At 71.4% G+C, this 18,842-nt stretch carries 18 protein-coding genes and 1 tRNA gene; 12 read left to right on the top strand and 7 right to left on the bottom strand.

The features are described from left to right. Window positions 1–23 precede the first annotated feature (23 nt). The 9 genes from AB0411_RS23350 (at window position 24) to AB0411_RS23390 (ending at window position 8,992) form a co-directional block, all read left to right on the top strand. Window positions 24–2,219, top strand: coding sequence for a hypothetical protein (locus tag AB0411_RS23350; RefSeq protein WP_366419221.1), 2,196 nt, complete (start codon window positions 24–26; stop codon window positions 2,217–2,219). A 225-nt stretch (window positions 2,220–2,444) separates the two neighbouring features. Then, window positions 2,445–2,639: a hypothetical protein gene (locus AB0411_RS23355; protein ID WP_093813914.1), complete on the top strand. Its 195-nt coding sequence runs from the start codon at window positions 2,445–2,447 to the stop codon at window positions 2,637–2,639. 25 nt (window positions 2,640–2,664) lie between these two features. Next, the gene (locus tag AB0411_RS23360) at window positions 2,665–3,138 is read left to right on the top strand and encodes a hypothetical protein (protein ID WP_437043045.1); all 474 of its coding nucleotides are present in this window, start codon (window positions 2,665–2,667) and stop codon (window positions 3,136–3,138) included. A 10-nt stretch (window positions 3,139–3,148) separates the two neighbouring features. After that, window positions 3,149–3,634 carry a hypothetical protein gene (locus AB0411_RS23365; RefSeq protein ID WP_366419222.1) on the top strand — a complete coding sequence of 162 codons (486 nt, stop codon included), beginning with the start codon at window positions 3,149–3,151 and terminating at the stop codon, window positions 3,632–3,634. Window positions 3,635–3,716: 82 nt separating this feature from the next. Then, complete coding sequence (locus AB0411_RS23370; RefSeq protein ID WP_366419223.1) at window positions 3,717–4,616, top strand: bifunctional DNA primase/polymerase; 900 nt, start codon at window positions 3,717–3,719, stop codon at window positions 4,614–4,616. Beyond that, entirely contained in the window at window positions 4,613–4,945 is a 333-nt protein-coding gene (locus AB0411_RS23375) for a hypothetical protein (protein ID WP_366419224.1), read from the top strand. Before AB0411_RS23370 ends, AB0411_RS23375 begins: the two co-directional genes overlap by 4 nt. Then, window positions 4,942–7,317: a DUF3987 domain-containing protein gene (locus AB0411_RS23380; protein ID WP_366419225.1), complete on the top strand. Its 2,376-nt coding sequence runs from the start codon at window positions 4,942–4,944 to the stop codon at window positions 7,315–7,317. Before AB0411_RS23375 ends, AB0411_RS23380 begins: the two co-directional genes overlap by 4 nt. 341 nt (window positions 7,318–7,658) lie before the next feature. After that, the gene (locus tag AB0411_RS23385; protein ID WP_359365723.1) at window positions 7,659–7,856 is read left to right on the top strand and encodes a helix-turn-helix domain-containing protein; all 198 of its coding nucleotides are present in this window, start codon (window positions 7,659–7,661) and stop codon (window positions 7,854–7,856) included. Next, on the top strand, window positions 7,856–8,992 hold the full coding sequence (locus AB0411_RS23390; protein ID WP_366419226.1) for a tyrosine-type recombinase/integrase: 1,137 nt from the start codon (window positions 7,856–7,858) through the stop codon (window positions 8,990–8,992). Before AB0411_RS23385 ends, AB0411_RS23390 begins: the two co-directional genes overlap by 1 nt. A gap of 78 nt (window positions 8,993–9,070) precedes the next feature. Here the strand turns inward: AB0411_RS23390 and AB0411_RS23395 are convergent. After that, window positions 9,071–9,144 (bottom strand) — tRNA-Thr (locus AB0411_RS23395). A 177-nt stretch (window positions 9,145–9,321) separates the two neighbouring features. Between AB0411_RS23395 and AB0411_RS23400 the strand changes: the two genes are divergently transcribed. From AB0411_RS23400 to AB0411_RS23410, 3 genes are all read left to right on the top strand, one after another. After that, on the top strand, window positions 9,322–10,458 hold the full coding sequence (locus AB0411_RS23400; protein WP_366419227.1) for an ABC transporter ATP-binding protein: 1,137 nt from the start codon (window positions 9,322–9,324) through the stop codon (window positions 10,456–10,458). Between the two features lie 339 nt (window positions 10,459–10,797). Beyond that, a complete protein-coding gene (locus AB0411_RS23405; RefSeq protein ID WP_086719776.1) occupies window positions 10,798–11,214 on the top strand; it encodes a hypothetical protein in 417 nt (138 codons plus the stop codon). 30 nt (window positions 11,215–11,244) lie between these two features. Continuing rightward, window positions 11,245–11,973, top strand: coding sequence for a nucleotidyltransferase family protein (locus AB0411_RS23410; RefSeq protein WP_366419228.1), 729 nt, complete (start codon window positions 11,245–11,247; stop codon window positions 11,971–11,973). A gap of 533 nt (window positions 11,974–12,506) precedes the next feature. Here AB0411_RS23410 and AB0411_RS23415 read toward each other — a convergent pair. The 6 genes from AB0411_RS23415 to ispD form a co-directional block, all read right to left on the bottom strand. Beyond that, window positions 12,507–14,138, bottom strand: a complete 1,632-nt coding sequence (locus AB0411_RS23415) for a DoxX family protein (RefSeq protein WP_366419229.1) — start codon at window positions 14,136–14,138, stop codon at window positions 12,507–12,509. Between the two features lie 157 nt (window positions 14,139–14,295). Next, complete coding sequence (gene rlmB, locus AB0411_RS23420) at window positions 14,296–15,252, bottom strand: 23S rRNA (guanosine(2251)-2'-O)-methyltransferase RlmB (RefSeq protein ID WP_086717365.1); 957 nt, start codon at window positions 15,250–15,252, stop codon at window positions 14,296–14,298. 128 nt (window positions 15,253–15,380) lie between these two features. Then, window positions 15,381–16,775, bottom strand: coding sequence for a cysteine--tRNA ligase (gene cysS / locus AB0411_RS23425; RefSeq protein WP_366419230.1), 1,395 nt, complete (start codon window positions 16,773–16,775; stop codon window positions 15,381–15,383). Window positions 16,776–16,894: 119 nt separating this feature from the next. Further along, on the bottom strand, window positions 16,895–17,299 hold the full coding sequence (locus AB0411_RS23430; protein WP_366419231.1) for a PPOX class F420-dependent oxidoreductase: 405 nt from the start codon (window positions 17,297–17,299) through the stop codon (window positions 16,895–16,897). 137 nt (window positions 17,300–17,436) lie between these two features. Then, complete coding sequence (gene ispF, locus AB0411_RS23435; RefSeq protein WP_366419271.1) at window positions 17,437–17,988, bottom strand: 2-C-methyl-D-erythritol 2,4-cyclodiphosphate synthase; 552 nt, start codon at window positions 17,986–17,988, stop codon at window positions 17,437–17,439. Next, entirely contained in the window at window positions 17,981–18,727 is a 747-nt protein-coding gene (ispD, locus tag AB0411_RS23440) for a 2-C-methyl-D-erythritol 4-phosphate cytidylyltransferase (protein ID WP_366419232.1), read from the bottom strand. The genes ispF and ispD overlap by 8 nt, the downstream gene beginning before the upstream one ends. Window positions 18,728–18,842 lie beyond the last annotated feature (115 nt).

The raw sequence follows: 18,842 nt of genomic DNA on the forward strand, positions 1-18,842 counted from the left end.
CCGACCGAACGGAGACCCTGCTCATGCTGAGCCGTCCCAGCAACCACGAGCCGATCCCCTGGCGGCACGGCGTGGTGTCCACCCCGCTGTTCACCGCCGCCACCGTCTACGCCGGCGGCCTCGGCCTCGGGCTGGCCGCGGACGGCGGTGCCGCGCTGCCGCTGGGCTGGATCGGCGTCGGCTCCCTCACCGGCATCGCCGCCGCGGCCACCTCCCGCTTCATCTGCACCTCCGGCCAATCGAAGTTCCGCCGCTGGTTCCACACCGGCTTCACCGCCACCTGGACCAGCGCCGCCTACGCCTGGATCAACTGGACCGCCCACGGCAGCCCCTGGACCCTGGCCTCCGCGGCCGTCATCGGCGCCGCCACCGCCGCCCTCACCCCGTTCTATGCAATCGACCGGGGCTTGAGGGCGGAGGAGGTCGCCGCCCAGTGGGCCGCCGAGGCCGGCACCGGCTACGGCGACCGCACCGAATGGGCACGCCTGTTCGAAGAGGTCGGGGCGAAGGGCGTGGAGGTCGGTAAGAGCCAGCGCACCCGCGGCGGCTACGCCATGCCGCTCCGACTGACCAGCACCTCTTTCGAGCAGCTGCTCACGATGCTGCCCGCCCTGGAGACCCGCAAGGGCGACATCCGCCCCGGCTCCCTCCGCCTGGTCCGCAGCGAATCGGGCCTGGCTTCTGAAGCGATGCTGCACGTCACCACCCGCAACGTGCTCGCCGAGACCATCGACCTGCCCGACGACTACCACCCACTGACCATCCGCGAACCGCTGACCCTGGGCCTGCTGGAGTCGGGGGAGCCGATCGAGATCCTGTTCCGTCAGGTCAGCATCATGATCGCGGGCATGAAGGGGTCTGGGAAGAGCGTCCTGCTGCACGTCATCATCTCCCTGCTGACCCGCTGCACCGATGCGGTGATCTGGATGATCGACATGGCACAGGGCAACACCGCCAAGCGCTGGCTGCGCCCCTGGGCCCAGCAGTGGAAGGACTCCGACGGCCGTCTGATCGACCGCCCGATCCTGGACTGGGTGGCCACCGAACCGGCGGAGGCGGTGCGGCTGTTGAACGCCGCGCTGGCCATCGCCGATGGCCGCGCGCGCCGGATGAAGGGCGGGAAGATCCAGCCCAAGGACACCGAGCCGGCCGTCATCGTGTTGTCGGATGAGAACTCCGATCTGATGGCGTGGACGCCGGAGGCGCTGAAGGCGAAGATCCGGCTGCTGAAGAAGGGACGGAAGGCCGCCGTGGACGTGGTCGACGCCGTCCAGCGCGGCACCGGCCCCAACACCGGCGGCGGTGAGGTCGATTCGCAGTACGACATCGCCATCGGCATGCGCTTCGCCAAGAAGCAGGAAGGCCAGTTCGTCTTCCCCGGCCACTACCAGCAAGTTGACCTGGCCAAGCTGCCCGGCAAGGGCGCCCTCTACATCCTGGACCAGGCCCGTGCGCAGGAAGGCGGGATCGGGCCGGAGCGTGGCAAGGTCTACTTCGCCAACGACGAGGACGAGCACGCCGACGGCACCCCGCGTCATGACATCGAAGAGCTGTCCGTGGCCCGCTGGGACATCCGCCCCGACCTGGACCAGGCCGCGCAGGAGGACGCCGCGCCGTTCGGCTACCCGGAGCGCTGGTCGAACCCCGAGCGGATCGCCTGGCTGCTGGATGCGCTGGGCTTGCCCACCCCGGCCGGCACCGGCGCCCGCAGCGCGGCGGGCGGGGCGAGCGCCGCGGGCGGCAACACCGCACCAGGACAAGCGGGGGGCATCGGGACGCTCACCCCGATGAAGCCCCTCGACTACTACATCGAAAAGGCCAAGAACCCGCAGGCCGAACCGCCGCAAGAGCCCACTGCCCCGGCTACCGAGCCCGCCACCGGCGGAGGCTCCGGCGGCGGCCAGGATGACCCGCAGGTGGCCGCGGCGATCGCGCGAGCCCTGGCGGAGTTCGAGCGCATCACCGAACAGGCCGCCGAAACCGCCCCCGAGGAGGAGCTGGTCGAGGCGGTGCCGGCCGGGCCGGAGTGGCTGCCCACGGCGATCGACGCGATCGAGTCCGCCGGGGCGATGGGCATGAAGCCGGCCGCCATCGCCGACCTTGTCGGCCGGGACCGCAAGACCGTCCGCGAAGCCCTCAAGGCCGCCGCCGAACGCGGCGAGTTGGTCTACCGCGACCGCGGACCGCACTCGGTCTACGTCCACCCCGACCACACCTGACCTCACACACGGTTACTGGGTAGTGGGTAGTGGGGCGCGACACCCCACTACCCACTAACCCCGCGAACCGCCCACCTGTGGGTACTCAACAGGCACTCCCCAGTAGACGCCCCACTACCCACTACCCAGTACTCACTACCCACTACAGCTACACACCGTGACCGTCACGTGGGCGGCCCTTCCTCGCCGAAGGGCCGCCCACCGTCGTACCGACAGGAGACCCCTGTGGCCCTGACGCTCTCCGCCACCGTCCTCTTCGGCATCCTCGCCGTCGTTTTGCTGCGCGGCAGGCACGTCAGCTTCGGCAACGCGCTGGTGCTGTTCCTCTTCGGCTTCTTCGTCGCCGGCACCGGCGCCTACAAGCCCATCCACAACCTGTGCCAGGCCGTAGCCGACGCCCTCACCCACCTCACCGCCTAACCCCGCCCCGGCAGGAGGAGGACTTGTGGACCCCCGACCCACGTACACGATCACCACCGCCAAAACCGACCAGGCACCCGCCTACCTACAGCACCGACCCACACCACCGATGCCGCTCCACGAGATCCCGCCCGGCGTCGAGCTGGTCACCCTCCCCAGCGGCATCCGCACCCTCGCCTACACCCAGCCCACCCCGCCGCCCATGACCGCAGCTCCGGCCGCCCAGCCGGTCCCGGCCTGGGCCAAGACCACGGCCCTGCTCGTGCCCACCACAGGCTTCGGCATCGGCGCCGCCGGAGTCGGCCTCTCCTACGCCGCACCGGGACTGATCGCCATGAGCCACGCCCTGTGGGCCGCCGTCGCCCTCATCGCGACCGGCGGCGCCGCGGCAGCAGCCCTGATCCGGCGCTGCCGCCGCCCCGCCCCCACCCAGATCACTCAGAACATCACCGCGACCGGCTTCTTCGGCCGGGCCAACGGAACCATCAACCACCGCTAGGAGAACTGACGTGAGCTTCGGGATCAACGAGATCGTGACCGTGGAACTGGACTGCCCGGACTGGACGACCCCGCACACCTGCGATATCACCCGCCACCAGCTCAACGCACTGCTCGTCGCCCTCGACGACATGGCCGCCGACACCTACGAAGCGGCCCGCCGCCTGGCCCAGAAGTGGCCCACGCCCGAAGAGGCATACGCCGACGCCCCGGCCATCGCCTACGAGCAGGCGTGGACCGAGAGCACCGCCAACATCTCGCCCGATGAGCTGGACCGGGACTGGTACCTGCGGCACGCCGCAATGCTCGACCGCATCGCCCTGCGCGATGACCCCGACCAGGGCACCTGCGCCGCGGAGGACGCCGAGGCGACCGCCATCGTCCTGCTGGACATCGACCAGGCGTCCCGGGACTTCGACCCGCGCGCCTACGTCCGCCAGCAGTACGCCCTCTGGCGCGCCCAGGAGTCCGCCAGCTCCGAACCTTCCCACTCCTAGTCATGGCTAGGGCGGCCCGCGTCTCGCCAAAGCCTCGGGCCGCCCTGGTCTCCAGCTCCAGCATGAAGAGGAGACATCCAGCATGACTCAACCCACCGATATTCGGCGAGCCCACCTGGGCGAGCACCTGCGGACAGCACTGTCCCTGGCCACCCGCGGGGTTCCGGTCCTGCCGCTGCGGGCGGGCAAGCGGCCTTTCGGCAACTGCCCGGAGTGCGCGGGAAGTGCCTGCGGTGACCGCCCGCACATGAAGGCCGCCGGGCCCTGCCAGTGCCCGCGGCCGTGCCACGGCTGGGCCGCCGCCACCACCGACCCGTGCGTCCTGTCCTCACCCGCCTGGGCCGCAGCGTGGCGGCAGGCGGCGGCCGTCGCCTACCACCCCGGCGGCGCCGGCCTCACCGTCGTCGACCTGGACGACGCTGACGCCGTCGCATGGGCCCGCCGCACCCTGCCGCCCACTCGGACCCTGCGCACGACGCGGGGCCAGCACTGGATCTACACCCGCACGATGCAGTCCGCGAACCAGGTGCGGCCCGGCGTGGACATCAAATCGCGCATGTCCTACGCCCGCTGGCTCGGTCCGGGCACCGGCACCATGACGGAGCTACCGGCCGCCGTTCTCGCCCTCGTCGAGACAGAAGAGACCACCCCGCGGCAGGTGGTGGTCTCTTCAGTCTCCACGCGCACCACCGTTGACCGCACCAGCTCCACCGGATGCCGGCACACCGACCAGTACGTCCTCACCGGCCTCATGCGCGGACTCGAAAAGATCCGCGCCCGCACCACATCCGGCGCCGGATCACAGGCATACGGAGCCGCCAGCTTCCTGGCCGCCCAGCACGCCGACTGCCCCGGGCCGTGCGGACTCGACGCCCTCAGCGAGCACATCGTCGCCGCAGCCGTCTCCGTCGGCGTCCCCGAGCCCTACGCCCAGCGCGCCGTCACCCGCGGCCTCAGCAGCAGGACAGGGAGGGCCGCGTGACCACCGACCACATCAGCTCCGCCGAACCGGCCCGCACTCCCGCCGGCAGTGGTGCGCCGAAGGTCGTCGCCGAAGGCGTCCTTCCAGCAGTTCGCCCTGACCTGCGCCAGACCACCCCGTGCGACCAGGACCCGGAGTTTCTCGGGGTGCACATCGTCGCCCCGCCCGACTGGAGCGCGCCCACCAGCGCCACCGCCTCGTGCCCGTGCGGCTATCAGCGCAGCGCCCGGGGCCGCAGCGCTGTCCTGCGCCTGGTTGAGGACTACACCGAGCACAAGACGACCTGCCCGCACCACACCGGCGCTGCGGAGCGGAGGCGGGCCGCATGAACGCCGCGATTCGCCACGTGGTGATGATGAGCGGTGGGATCGGTTCCTGGGCCACGGCCAAGCGCGTCATCGACGAGCAGGGCCCGGATGAGGTCGTACTGCTCTTCGCGGACACCAAGGTGGAAGACCCCGACCTCTACCGGTTCTTGAACGACGCTGCCGCCCAGCTCGGGGCGCGGCTGGTCACGGTGGCCGATGGCCGCACCCCGTGGGAGGTATTCCGGGACCGCCGGATCATCGGCAACTCCCGCATCGCCCCCTGCTCCCAGTACCTGAAGCAGATTCCTTGCCGGCGATGGCTGGAAGAGAACACCGACCCCGCACAGTGCGCCGTCTACGTCGGCATCGACTGGACCGAAACTCACCGCCTACCGGCCATCCAGGAGGCGTACCGCCCGTGGACGGCCCTGGCTCCTTTGTGTGAGCCGCCCTACCTCGACAAGCAGGACCTGATCCGGGGTGCGGAAGCACGGGGCCTGCGGCCACCGCGGCTGTACGCGCAGGGTTTCCCGCACAACAACTGTGGTGGCGCCTGCGTCCGAGGCGGCCAGGCTCAATGGGCGCTGCTGCACGAGACCAACCCGGCCCGCTTCGCCGACGAAGAGCGGCAGGAACAGCAAATGCGCGCCGAACTCGGCAAAGACGTGGCGATCCTGCGTGAGCGCGTCGACGGAGCCACCCGCCCCTTGCCGCTAATCGAACTGCGCTCCCGCATCACCCGCGGCACCACCGACACCGGCGACTGGGGCGGCTGCGGCTGCTTCACCGAACCCACCGCAAACGACCCCGAACCGTTGCACGAAGGAGGCGACAGCACCGTGACCACACAGCCGGTGGACAGCGCGGACATGTGGGCCGGACTGTCCCAGCTCGAACCCGCCCAGCCCCTGACCCCCATGTGGGACGACCCCGCGCCCCTCAAAGGCCCCCGGGCCCTGGCGGACTTCCCCACCCACGCCCTACCCAGCTGGCTGCGCGACTTCGTGGCCGCGGTCGCCGAGGAGACGCAGACCCCCGTGGACCTGGCGGGAAGCATCGCCCTGTCCGTGCTGGCCACCGCGGCCGGCGGCCGGTCGGTGGTGCAGGTGCGCGGAAGCTGGAGGGAGCCCACCAACCTCTACGTGGTGGTGGCCCTGCCCCCGGCGAACCGCAAGAGCGCGGTGTTCGCGCTGCTGTCCGATCCACTCTTCGACGCCGAGGAGCGGCTCAGGGAGGCGTCGGGCCCGGCCATCGTGGAAGCGCAGATGACCGCCCGCCTGGCCAAAGAAGCCGCCGACAACGCCGCCTCCAAAGCCGCCAAAGCCGCCCCCGACGAGCGCGATGCCCTGGTGGAATCGGCGTTGGCGCTGGCACAGACGGCGGAGTCGGTGAAGGTGCCGGTGGAGCCGCAGTTGCTCGCCGACGACGCGACCGCCGAGACCGTCACCAGCCGCCTCGCGGAGCAGGGCGACCGCATCTCCGTCATGTCGGCGGAGGGCGAGATCTTCGACATCATGGCCGGCCGCTACACCAGCGGCGGTGTCAACCTCGGCGTCTTCCTCAAAGGCCACGCAGGCGACCGGCTGCGCGTGGACCGCCAAACGCGCAAGGAGTACATCGAAAACCCGGCCGTGACCATGGGCATCTGCGTCCAGCCGCAGGTCCTGGAGGCCATCGGCCGCAACGAAGCCGCCCGCGGCCGGGGCCTGCTGGGCAGGTTCCTGTACTCCTTGCCCGAATCCCTGGTCGGCTACCGCAAGTCCGAGCCCGACCCCATCCCCGACGACATCAAGGCCACCTACCACCGCAACATCATCGACCTGACCCTGGCCCTGGCGGACTGGACCGACCCCGCCGTCCTCCAGCTCGCCCCCGACGCACACACCGCCCTCGTGCAGTTCCAGGACCGCGTCGAGCCCAAACTGAGGCAGCGCGAAGGCTCGTTGGGGCACATCTCCGACTGGGCCGGGAAAGTCGTCGGCGCCACCGCCCGCATCGCCGGTCTGCTGCACCTGGCGGAGCATCTGGAGAACGGCCACACCGTGCCGGTGTCCCAGGAGACGATGCGCGGCGCCATCGAGCTGGGGGAGTACTTCACTAGCCACGGACTCGCCGCCTTCGACGCCATGGGCGCCGACCAGACCGCCGACCGCGCCACCAGCCTGCTGGAGACGCTACGCGCCCATGGCTGGGGCGAGTTCAGCAAGCGGGACCTGATGCTCAAGGTCTCCCGCTCGGAGTTCCCCACCGCTGACGCACTCGACCCCGCCCTGGGCCTGCTGGAGGACCACGGCTACGTCCGGGCGCTGCCGGTGCAGCGCTCCGGGGGCCGTGGCCGGCCGCCTTCCCCCCGCTACCTCACCCACCCCCGACTGAGCACCCCGACCCACTGACTCCCGCTACAGAAACCACAGAAACACAGAAATAGCCCCACCCCGCCCCTGACCTGCGGCAACGGCCGCACCAGGGGGCGGGCGGGGCTCACACAGAAATCCGCGAAAGTCACACAGAAATAGGCCCTGCCCCTCCGCCCACTCCCGCCGGGCGTCCCGGGCAGCAGGACAGCCGGAGGACTCCGGAGCCCCGCAGCTATTTCTGTGTGACTTTCTGCGATTTCTGTGTGAGCCCACTCGTGGGCCCCCACGAGGGCGTTCCGCCAGGTCAGAGCCCCTCCCCCGGCTTTCTGTGTTTTTCGTGGTTTCTGTGGCGCCCTTCTGTCGCCGAGGAGGCCGCAGTGAGTTCCGCTCTGCCCACTACTCACCAAGCGCTCAAGGTTCCCGAAGTGATGGAGGCCCTGGGCCTCAGTCGCTTCAAGGTCTACGACCTCATCCGTTCTCGCCAGCTCAAGAGCATCAAGATCGGCCGGTGCCGCCGTGTGCCTGCCGACGCCCTCCGTTCCTTTATCGACGACCAGTTGGAGGAAGCTGCCTGATGGCACGCAAGAGGAATCCGAACGGCGCCGGCAGCATCTGGCAGCGCAAGGACGGACGTTACGAGGCCCGTGTGTACGTCCCTCAGCCCGACGGCACCCGCAAGCGCAAAACGGTCTACGGCGCTACATGGGAGGAGTGCGACGAGAAGCGCCAGGAGCTGGTCCGTCGAGACCGACAGGGAATCCCGACTCCGACCCGGTCGGCCAAGCTCTCCGAGTGGCTGCCGTACTGGCTGGAGGAGCACGTCAGGCCGCAGCGCAAGCGCACCACGTACGTGAAGTACGAGATGCACACTCGGCTGTACCTCGTGCCGCTCCTGGGCAGCCGCCGCCTGGAATCGCTCACCACGGCGAACGTTCGGCGGATGATTGCGGAGGTGACGACTCAGGCGTCGGCGGCTACCGCGAAGGAGGCGCACCGCGTTCTGCGCACGGCCCTGACAGCCGCCTGCCGGGAGGAGTTGATCAGCCGCAACGTGGTGCAGCTGGTGCCCGCCCCGCAGGTCGAGCCGCGCGAGCTGTGCCCGTGGTCGCTGGATGAGTCCTTGACCTTCCTGGAAGCCGCGCGCTCCGACCCGCTGTATCCCGCGTTCGTCCTGGCCGTCGCGCTCGGGCTTCGACGCGGGGAGATCCTGGGATTGCAGTGGCGAGACGTGGATCTCGGCCGGCGAACGTTGACGGTCCGGACCACGCTCAACCGCGGCGGCAAGGAGCTATACCTGGACTCGACCAAGAACCGGCGCGCGAGGGTGATCCCCGTTCCCCTCATGTGCGTGGCTCCGCTCCGGTGGCAGCGCATGAGGCAGGCCAGCCAGCGAGCTGCCCTCGGCCCCGAGTGGCACGACAGCGGCTTGGTCTTCACCACCCGCAGTGGTCGGCCCATCGAGCCGCGGAACCTCTACCGGTCCTTCCAGCGGGTCTCGGCGTCCGCGGGTCTGCCGCCGGTCCGTCTGCACGACGCCCGACACGGGTGCGCATCCCTGCTGTTCGCGGCTGGCGTCGCGCCCCGCACCGTCATGGAGATCCTGGGGCACTCGCAGATCGCGGTGACCATGAACGTCTACACGCACGTCAGCGATGACACCCGCCGGGAGGCCATGAGCCACATGGATCGGCTGCTCAAACGGCGCCGTTAGACGGGACTGCCGTCAGCTCCTGCCGTCAAAGCCCCCGTGATCCATGATCGCGGGGGCTTTGACGCAGGTCACACTGAGAGCCCCCTGTCGGATTCGAACCGACGACCTTCGCTTTACAAGAGCGGTGCTCTGGCCAGCTGAGCTAAGGAGGCGCGCGTGAAGCAGTGTACCCAGGTGGGGCGGATGCGGGTTCCCAAATTGATGAGTGCAGGGCTACTGACACCGGGGGCCGGCGCGGGTAGCGTCACGGAGAGTCCATATCAGTGGACTACACCACTCCTTTTACTCGGATCGTCCGGCACGTTCCTGCCGGTGAAGGGACTCCCACCATGGCTACGGTCACGTATGACCAGGCAACCCGCATCTACCCGGGTTCCGACAAGCCCGCCGTCGACAAACTGGACATCGCCATCGAAGACGGCGAATTCCTCGTCCTGGTCGGCCCCTCCGGATGCGGCAAATCCACCTCGCTGAGGATGCTCGCGGGGCTGGAGGACGTCGACGGAGGCGCCATCCGCATCGGGGACCGCGATGTCACCCACCTCCCGCCGAAGGACCGGGACATCGCCATGGTGTTCCAGAACTACGCGCTCTACCCGCACATGACGGTCGCCGACAACATGGGCTTCGCGCTCAAGATCGCCGGTGTGCCGAAGGCCGAGATCCGGCAGAAGGTGGAGGACGCGGCCAAGATCCTGGACCTCACGGAGTACCTGGGGCGCAAGCCCAAGGCGCTGTCCGGCGGTCAGCGGCAGCGGGTCGCGATGGGGCGGGCGATCGTCCGGGAGCCGCAGGTCTTCCTGATGGACGAGCCGCTGTCCAACCTGGACGCCAAGCTCCGCGTGCAGACCCGTACGCAGATCGCGGGGCTGCAGCGCCGGCTCGGGATCACGACGGTGTACGTCACCCACGACCAGGTCGAGGCCATGACCATGGGCGACCGGGTGGCCGTGCTCAAGGACGGCCTGCTCCAGCAGATCGATTCGCCGCGGAACATGTACGACCGGCCGGCGAACCTCTTCGTGGCGGGGTTCATCGGGTCGCCGGCCATGAACCTGGTCGAGGTGCCGATCACGGACGGCGGTGTGAAGTTCGGCAACAGCGTCGTCCCCGTCAGCCGTGAGGCGCTGACCGCGGCCGCCGACAAGGGCGACACGACGGTGACCGTGGGCGTGCGCCCCGAGCACTTCGAGATCGTCGAGCAGAACGGTGCCGCCGCGAAGTCGCTGTCCAAGGAGACCGCCGACGCGCCGGCCGGTCTGGCCGTCACGGTCAATGTCGTCGAGGAGCTCGGCGCCGACGGCTATGTGTACGGCACCGCGGAGGTCGGCGGAGAGGTCAAGGACCTCGTCGTACGGGTCAACGGCCGCCAGGTACCGGCCAAGGGCGCCCAGCTGCACGTCGTGCCGCGGCCGGGCGAGACGCACGTCTTCTCGACGTCGTCCGGGGAGCGCCTCACCGACTGACGGCGCCTGGACGACGGACAGGAGGGCGACGCCCCCTGGACGGCGAACTCGGGGCGACCGACGCGTGTGAACGGCGGCGGTGCCGGGGAGAACCTGGTGCCGCCGCCGTCGCGTTGCCCGCCGCGCCGGGCCGCCGCTTCGGGATGCACCACCGGGAAGCACGGCAGGACGCCCCACCAGGAGTCCCCACCAGGAGTCCCCACCAGGAGGAACCATCGGGACATAACCGGGCTTTTCGCATCAGTGCGTCAACATCGCAACCGCACCAATGAGCCCGTGCGTCCCTCGATAAGGTGACCAAATGTCGCCAAATCATCACTCCTCGCTACCATCTCGACCGTGAACTCCGCAGCCCGCCGCATCGGCAGAACTCTCGCCCTCGTCCTTCCCGTCGTCCTCGTGCTGTCCGGGACCCTCGCGGTCACCCGCGTCCCGTGGGCCTCGACGGCCACCGACTCCCAGGTGCTGACCGCTTCGGCCGGGAAGGCCTCCACCAAGGCCGGTCCCAGCGCCCCCGAGGACGCGCTGCGCAAGCGCCTCCTCGTCGAACTCCAGGAGAAGGACCCGGGCGTCGCCCTGACCCACCTCCAGGAGGCGACCACCAAGCGGCCCTCACTGGCCAAGCACTGTGTCTCCATCGCCCGTGACCTCGGCCGTGCCGCGGTCGCCAAGTACGGCGCCGCACACCGCGCCCAGGCCTTCTCCCGCCCGGTCTGCGACACCTCCTTCGCCACCGGCGTCGCCGCCGCCCAGTGACCCGCGCTCGCACCGCATAAGGTGCGACCCATGACAGGTGCCCAGCATCCTCACCCCACGCAGGCCGTGGTCCTGGCCGGCGGCCAGGGCTCACGTCTCCGCCCGTACACCGACGACCGCCCCAAGCCGATGGTCGAGATTCCCGGCACCGGGACCCCGATCATCGGCCACCAGCTGAACTGGCTGGCCTCGGAAGGCGTCACCGACGTCGTCGTCTCCTGCGGGCATCTCGCCGGGGTGCTCCAGGAATGGCTGGACGGCGCCCAACTGCCGTTGCGCGTCACCACCGTTGTCGAGACCGTGCCGCTGGGCCGCGGCGGCGGCCTCAAGTACGCGGCCCGCTCCCTCCCCCGCCCGGACGAGCCCTGGTACGCCACCAACGGCGACATCTGGACCCGCTTCCCGCTCCGTGAGATGGCCGCCTTCCATCACGAGCGCGACGCCGATGCCACCCTCGCGCTGGCCCGCCCCCGCATCCCCTGGGGCGCCGTGGAGACCGACGCGTTCGGGCACGTCCTGGACTTCATCGAGTCGCCGCCCTCGCCGTACCTCATCAACGCCGGCGTCTACGTCTTCTCCGCGGCCTTCACGGAGCTGCTCCCCGACCGCGGCGACCATGAGCGCACCACCTTCCCGCGCCTCGCCCGCGAACGCCGTCTGGCCGGCTTCCCGCTGCCCCAGGGCGCCTACTGGCGCGCCATCGACACCGCCAAGGACCTCACCGAGGCCGCCGAGGAACTGAGCGCACACGGGGGTTGAGGGCCCCGGCCCCGGCCCCCGGCGCCTTCGCCGTCGCCTTCTGCGCACTCCTGGGCCACGACGGACGGGTCACGGAGCGGCTGAACGGTCCCCGGAGGCCTCGGGACAGGCTGAGCCGGCCCCGGGCCCCCTTGAGGCTCCGGGCCGGGCTGAGCGCCCCCAGGGGCCAGTTACGTCACCCTCCGGCCGACGACGACCCTCACCTGCCGCCCGACGGCCGCCGTACCGCCCCGCCGCCCGCCGTACGCCCCCATCCCCGCCGCCACGGCAACCACCCCAACCACCCAACGAAGTCACCCCACCCCCAGCCCCGTTGAGGCTCCCCCACCCCGCCGAGCCCGCCCTCTACCCGCACGCCCCTCCGTCCCCTTCCCCCCACACACGCCTGTCCCCGACCACCCCACCCCCACACAGCCGGCGAATCCAGCCGCACAGGGAACAGAGCAATCGGGGACAGGAAGGGGACAGTGAGCGACAGGTGGGGCAGGTGGGGCAGGTGGGGGACGGGAGGCAACAGGCGGACGGCAGAGCCGTCAGCCCAAGAGCCCGCCCAGGCTTCCACCCCCGGAGTCGCCCCCGGAGCCACCGGAGCCGGTGCTGCCCGTGCCGGTGGTGCCGCCGCCGGTGCCGCCTGTTGAGCTCGGTACGTGGGTCGGTACGGGGGCGCGGGTGGGGACGGTCTGCTGGGGGGCGCTCGTGGTCGCTCCCGGCTGCTGCGAGAGGCCGCTGCCGCTGCTCGTCGACCGTCCCGTGCCGGAGGTCGAGGCGGACGGCGTGCCGGGCTTGCGGGCCTTGTGCGAGGCGTTGGCGGAGGGCGTTCCCGGGCGCGGGGCGGCGCTGCCCTTGTGGTGCTTGCCGGGGCGGGGGGTGTGCTTGCCGGGGCGGGGCAGCGGGGAGCCGGGGAGGTTGTTGATCGCGGGCTCGCCGGGGCGGGGGACGGTCGCGACGGTGGCGGAGCGTACGGCGCCGCCGAGCAGCGAGCCGACGAGCAGGGTCAGTCCGGCCACCACCGCGGTCATCACGGCGCCGCGGCGCAGCACCCGGCGCCGCAGGTCGGCGACCTCGACGCGGGGGCCGAGGCGCCGCCAGGCCTCGCCGGCCAGCCGTCCGTCCATGGAGTAGACGGGCGCACCCGCGATGATCAGCGGGCTCCAGGCGGCGAGGTAGATGATGTGGGGGGCGTCGTAGGCGGGGACGGTACGCCAGCTGACGGTCATCAGCAGCGCCGCCGAGAGCAGCGCCCCGATGGACGCGGCAACGCGCTGCCACAGTCCGCAGATGGTCAGGACGCCGACGACGACCTGGAGGAAGGCGACGGTCAGGCCGGCGCCGACGGGGTGCGAGACGGCGAAGTCCCGCAGCGGCACGGCCAGCGCCCAGGGGTCGAGCGACAGCAGCCACTTGACCATCGAGCCCCGCTCGCCGCCGTCGAAGTAGACGGGGTCGCAGAGCTTGCCCATGCCGGCGTAGACGGAGATCAGTCCGAGGAAGATGCGCAGCGGCAGCAGGACGACGCCGAGGTTCATCCGGCGGCCCGGGTAGTACGCGTGGCGCACGCTGTCGGTGCCGCGGCGCTTGCCGGGGTCGTAGCCGTCCGGCGCGTCGAAGCGGTCGTCGCCGTAGTGGTCGTCGTCGTGGCCGCCGTAGGGGCCGCGGTAGGAGGGTTCGCGGTGGGTGTCGGCGTACGCGCTGCCCACGGGGCGTACGCCGCGCAGCAGGGGGGTGCGGTCGGAGTCGGCGGGGCCGCGCTGGCCGATCACGGTCTGGGCGGGGGCGGCGTCGCCGAGGCGGACCCGGGGCAGGACCTGGGTCGTGCCGACGTCCTCGGTCTGCGGGCCGTCGAGGCCGACGCCCGCGTTGCGCACCGCGTGCAGGAGCTGGGTGGTGGCGCCGGCCGTGCCGCCCGGTGCGGTGCGGCCGCTCCACACCACGGGCGCCCGGCGTCTGGCACCGTCGGCCGAGCCCCGGATGACGGGGATGCGCGCGGTGTCGGACAGGGCGCCGCGCGGCGCGGGCGCGGCGAGCTGTACGCGGAAACTGGCGTGGTTGACGATGACCTGCGCGGGATCGCACGGCACCTTGACCGAGCTCAGGCCCGGCTCGTCATCGAAGCCCGGCGAGCGTCCCCCCGTAGGCGTGCGGGGTGTTCTGGTGTCCACGCTCATCTAACCGAGTGACCCGCGTTTAAGACACTGCCTTGACCGGGGCGATCTGTCCGAGACCCGTCAAAAGATCACGGGATACGGGAAAGGCGTACAGAGGGTCAGGTTCTGCCCCGGGGTGTGGCGCGGGCGTGGGCCGGCCGCCCCGGGGCACCCGGACTCAGCTGCGGCGGCGCGCCGCCTCCCACAGGACGACACCGGCCGCGACACCGGCGTTCAGCGACTCCGCGCCGCCCGGCATCGGGATCCGGACCCGGACGTCACAGGTCTCGCCGACCAGCCGCGACAGGCCCTTGCCCTCGCTGCCGACGACGATGACGACCGGGCCGTCCAGCGCCTCGACGTCCTGCAGCTCCAGCTCGCCGTCCGCGGCCAGACCGACGACCGTCAGACCGGCCTTCTGGTACGACTCCAGGGTCCGGGTCAGGTTGGTGGCGCGCGCGACCGGGGTACGGGCCGCGGTGCCCGCCGAGGTCTTCCACGCACCGGCCGTCATCCCGGCCGCCCGGCGCTCCGGCACGACCACGCCGTGGCCGCCGAAGGCGCTCACGGAGCGGACCACGGCGCCGAGGTTGCGCGGGTCGGTGACGCCGTCGAGCGCGACGATCAGCGGGTCGTCACCGTCGTCGAAGGCGGCCGCGGCCAGGTCCTCGGGGTGCGCGTAGTCGTACGGCGGAACCTGCAGGACCAGGCCCTGGTGGTTGAGGCCGTTGGTCATCCGGTCCAGCTCGGGGCGCGGCGCCTCCATCAGGTTGATGTCGCCGCGCTCCGAGGCGAGCTGGAGTGCGGCGCGCACCCGCTCGTCGGTGTCGATGAACTGCTGGACGTAGAGGGTGGTCGCGGGCACGCCGTCGCGCAGCGCCTCGAAGACCGGGTTGCGGCCGACGACCAGCTCGGCGGTGCCCTTGGCGCCGCCGCGGCGCGGGGCCGGGCGGCGCGACGCGGCCTGCTTCGCCTTGGCATTGGCGACGCGGTTCTTGACGTGTCCCTTTCGCTCGGAGGCGGGCGGGGTCGGGCCCTTGCCCTCCAGGCCCCGGCGCCGCTTACCGCCGCTGCCGACCTGCGCGCCCTTCTTGTTGGACGTGCGGCGGTTCCTGCGCTGGCTGTTGCCGGCCATGGGTCACCTGTTTCTTCACTGCTCTCGACGTCTCGCGACGTGGAGTGGGTACGTACGTATGGAATGAGTGTCGCCCGCGGCCACCGCGCGGGGCGAATCCGGGTGGCCGACGAGGCGTGCGGCCGGGGTCAGGACAGCGACCAGCGCGGGCCCGACGGGGTGTCCTCGATGGCGAGGCCGGACTGCTGGAGCTGGTCGCGGATGGCGTCGGCGGTGGCGTAGTCCTTGCGGGCGCGGGCCGCCTGGCGCTGTTCGAGGACCAGGCGGACCAGGGAGTCGACCACGCCGTGGAGGTCCTCGCCGCGGTCCGTGCCGCCGCCGGACCAGCGCTCGTCGAGCGGGTCCAGGCCGAGCACGCCGAGCATCGCCCGCACCTCCGCCAGCCGGGCCACCGCCGACTCCTTGTCGTCGGCGGTCAGCGCGGAATTGCCCTGGCGGACGGTGGTGTGCACGATCGCCAGCGCCTGCGGGACGCCCAGGTCGTCGTCCATCGCCTCGGCGAAGGCCAGCGGCACCTCGTCCGCCGGCTCGACGACCCCGGCCTTCTCCACGACGCGCTGGACGAAGCCCTCGATCCGCGCGAACGCGGACTCGGCCTCGCGCAGCGCCTCCTCGCTGTACTCGATCATCGAGCGGTAGTGCGGGGTGCCCAGGTAGTAGCGCAGCACGATCGGACGCCAGCGCTTGACCATCTCCGCGACCAGCAGGGAGTTGCCCAGCGACTTGGACATCTTCTCGCCGCTCATGGTCACCCAGGCGTTGTGGGTCCAGTACGCGGCGAAGTCGTCACCGAAGGCCTTGGCCTGGGCGATCTCGTTCTCGTGGTGCGGGAAGATCAGGTCGATGCCGCCGCCGTGGATGTCGAACGCGGCGCCCAGGTACTTGTGGGCCATCGCCGAGCACTCCAGGTGCCAGCCGGGCCGGCCGCGGCCCCAGGGCGTCTCCCAGCTGGGCTCGCCCTCCCTGGCCGCCTTCCACATCGCGAAGTCGCGCGGATCGCGCTTTCCGGTCTCGCCCTCGCCGGACGGCTGGCGGAGGTTGTCCAACTCCTGGTTGGACAACCGGAGATACTCCGGGAAGGACTGCACGTCGAAGTAGACGTTGCCGTCGGCGGCGTAGGCGTGACCGCGCTCGATCAGGCCGCGCATCATCTCGATCATCTCGGGGATGTGGCCGGTGGCACGCGGCTCGTAGGTGGGGCGCAGGCAGCCCAGCGCGTCGTAGGCCGCGTTGAAGGCGACCTCGTTCTCGTAGCCGATCGACCACCAGGGGCGGCCCTGCTCCTCCGCCTTCTTGATGATCTTGTCGTCGATGTCGGTGACGTTGCGGACGAACGTCACGTCGTAGCCGCGGTGGGCGAACCAGCGGCGCATGATGTCGAAGTTCAGTCCCGACCTGATGTGCCCGATGTGCGGGGCGGCCTGCACGGTCGCACCACACAGGTAGATCGAGACACAGCCCGGCACGAGCGGGGTGAAGTCGCGAATCTGCCGGGCGCTGGTGTCGTACAGGCGAATCGTCACGGAACCAGGGTAGTCGGAACGAGGCAGTGCCCCGCGACCCATATGGCCACGGGGTGACAGAAGCCTCACACGCGTCCGATTTCGCCGGCGGTGCCGGGCCGGAGCGACCGCGGGCGGCGTCAGATGCTGCCGACCACCTTGCGCGGGGTGACCCGGACCACGACCCGCGCGGCGTCGTCGGCCGACGCCGGATTGAACTCCGCGTACGGCTTGCCGGTGTACTTCCGCGACAGCTCGTCGATGAGCTCCGGCCCGCCCTCGGTGGTGAGCCGGGCCGAACCGCGGACCTCGGCATAGGTGTACGGGGCGTCGAAGGGCTGGACGACGACCGAGACCCGCGGGTCGCGCCGGAGGTTGGCCTCCTTGCGCCTGCCGACGGTCGTCGAGAACAGCAGGTCGTCGCCGTCCCGCTTCACCCAGACCGGGGAGACCTGCGGGCTGCCGTCGGGCTGGACGGTCGCCACGGTCACGAAGACCGGGCTGTCGAGGAGCTGCTTGAGGTCGTCGGACAGGGTGGCGGTCACGAGGGGTCCTTCCTGCGGGCCTTCCGGGGACACGAGTACTCCATCCTCCCCCCAACACCCGTGCGGCGCCCGGCATTCCGCGCGGGCGGGGGAACGCCGGGCGCCGCACCGGCCGTGCCGGACGCCGTATCCGCCGGTCAGGCCGTACGGAAGACGATCGCCGTGGCCACCGCGGCCAGGCCCTCGGCGCGGCCGGTCAGCCCCAGCCCGTCCGAGGTCGTGCCGGAGACCGAGACCGGCGCGCCGGCCGCCGCCGACAGCGCCTTCTGGGCCTCGTCCCGCCGCTTGCCGACCTTCGGGCGGACGCCGATGACCTGCACCGCGACATTGCCGATGGTGAAGCCCTCGGCCCGGACGATCCGGGCGGCCTCGGCGAGCAGCGTCACGCCCGAGGCGCCGGACCACTCGGGGCGGCTGGTGCCGAAGTGCGCCCCCAGGTCGCCGACGCCGGCCGCCGAGAACAGCGCGTCGCAGGCCGCGTGTGCGGCCACGTCGCCGTCGCTGTGCCCGGCCAGGCCGTAGCCGTCGCTCTCCGCGGCGTCCCAGAGCAGCCCGGCGCACCACAGCTCGCGGCCCTGCTCGAAGGCGTGCACATCGGTGCCGATGCCGACGAGGGGGACGACGGCAGGCGGGGCCGCGGCGGGGTCGGGGGCCTGCCCGGCGGGCCGGGTCGGGTCCTGCTCAGACATAGCCATCGGTGGCCCTCCTGCGGGCGAGTACGGCCTCGGCCAGGACCAGGTCCAGCGGCCGGGTCACCTTGAACGCTTCCTCGTGGCCCGGGACGACCACGACCGGCGATCCGAGCCGTTCGACCAGCCCGGCGTCGTCGGTGGCGCCCTCGCCCTCGACGACGGTGTCGTGCGCCTTGCGCAGGGTCGCCAGGTCGAAGCCCTGCGGGGTCTGCACGGCGCGCAGCAGGGCCCGCTCCGGGGTGCCGACCACCGGCTCCGGGGAGCCCAGCGGCTGCGGGTCGACCTGCTTGACGGTGTCCGCGAGCGGCAGCGCGGGGACGACGGCGGGCGCACCGCCGCGCACGGCGGCGACCACCGCGTCGACCGTCTCGACCGGCACCAGCGGGCGCGCGGCGTCATGCACCAGCACGACGTCGATGGTGTCCGGGAGCGCGGCCAGGCCGAGCCGTACGGACTCCTGGCGGGTCTGCCCGCCGGGAACCACCTCGAGGTCGGTGCGCTCGGGGAGCGGGTGCTCGTGGAGGAGGCGGGACACCTCGGCGGCGCCGTCGGGCGGGGCGACCACGACGATCAGCGAGACGGCACGCGAGGCGGCCATCGCGCGGACGGCGTGCACCAGCATGGGTGTGCCGCCCAGTGCGCGCAGCGCCTTGGGGGTGCCGGGACCGAGCCGGACACCGCGGCCGGCGGCGGGGATCACCGCGGCCGTGCGGGCCGGGCGGGAGGGATCTGGCATCGATGACTCCGGAGTCCGGGGCGAGCCCGGAATTGACGCAGACAGGTTTGTTTCCTCGGGAGAGGTGGGTATGGCCCTGGAGGTAGCCCCGGCCGGAGGCTGGGGAAGTGCCGGG

Source organism: Streptomyces angustmyceticus, assembly GCF_040701845.1.
Classification (GTDB): Bacteria; Actinomycetota; Actinomycetes; order Streptomycetales; family Streptomycetaceae; genus Streptomyces; species Streptomyces angustmyceticus_A.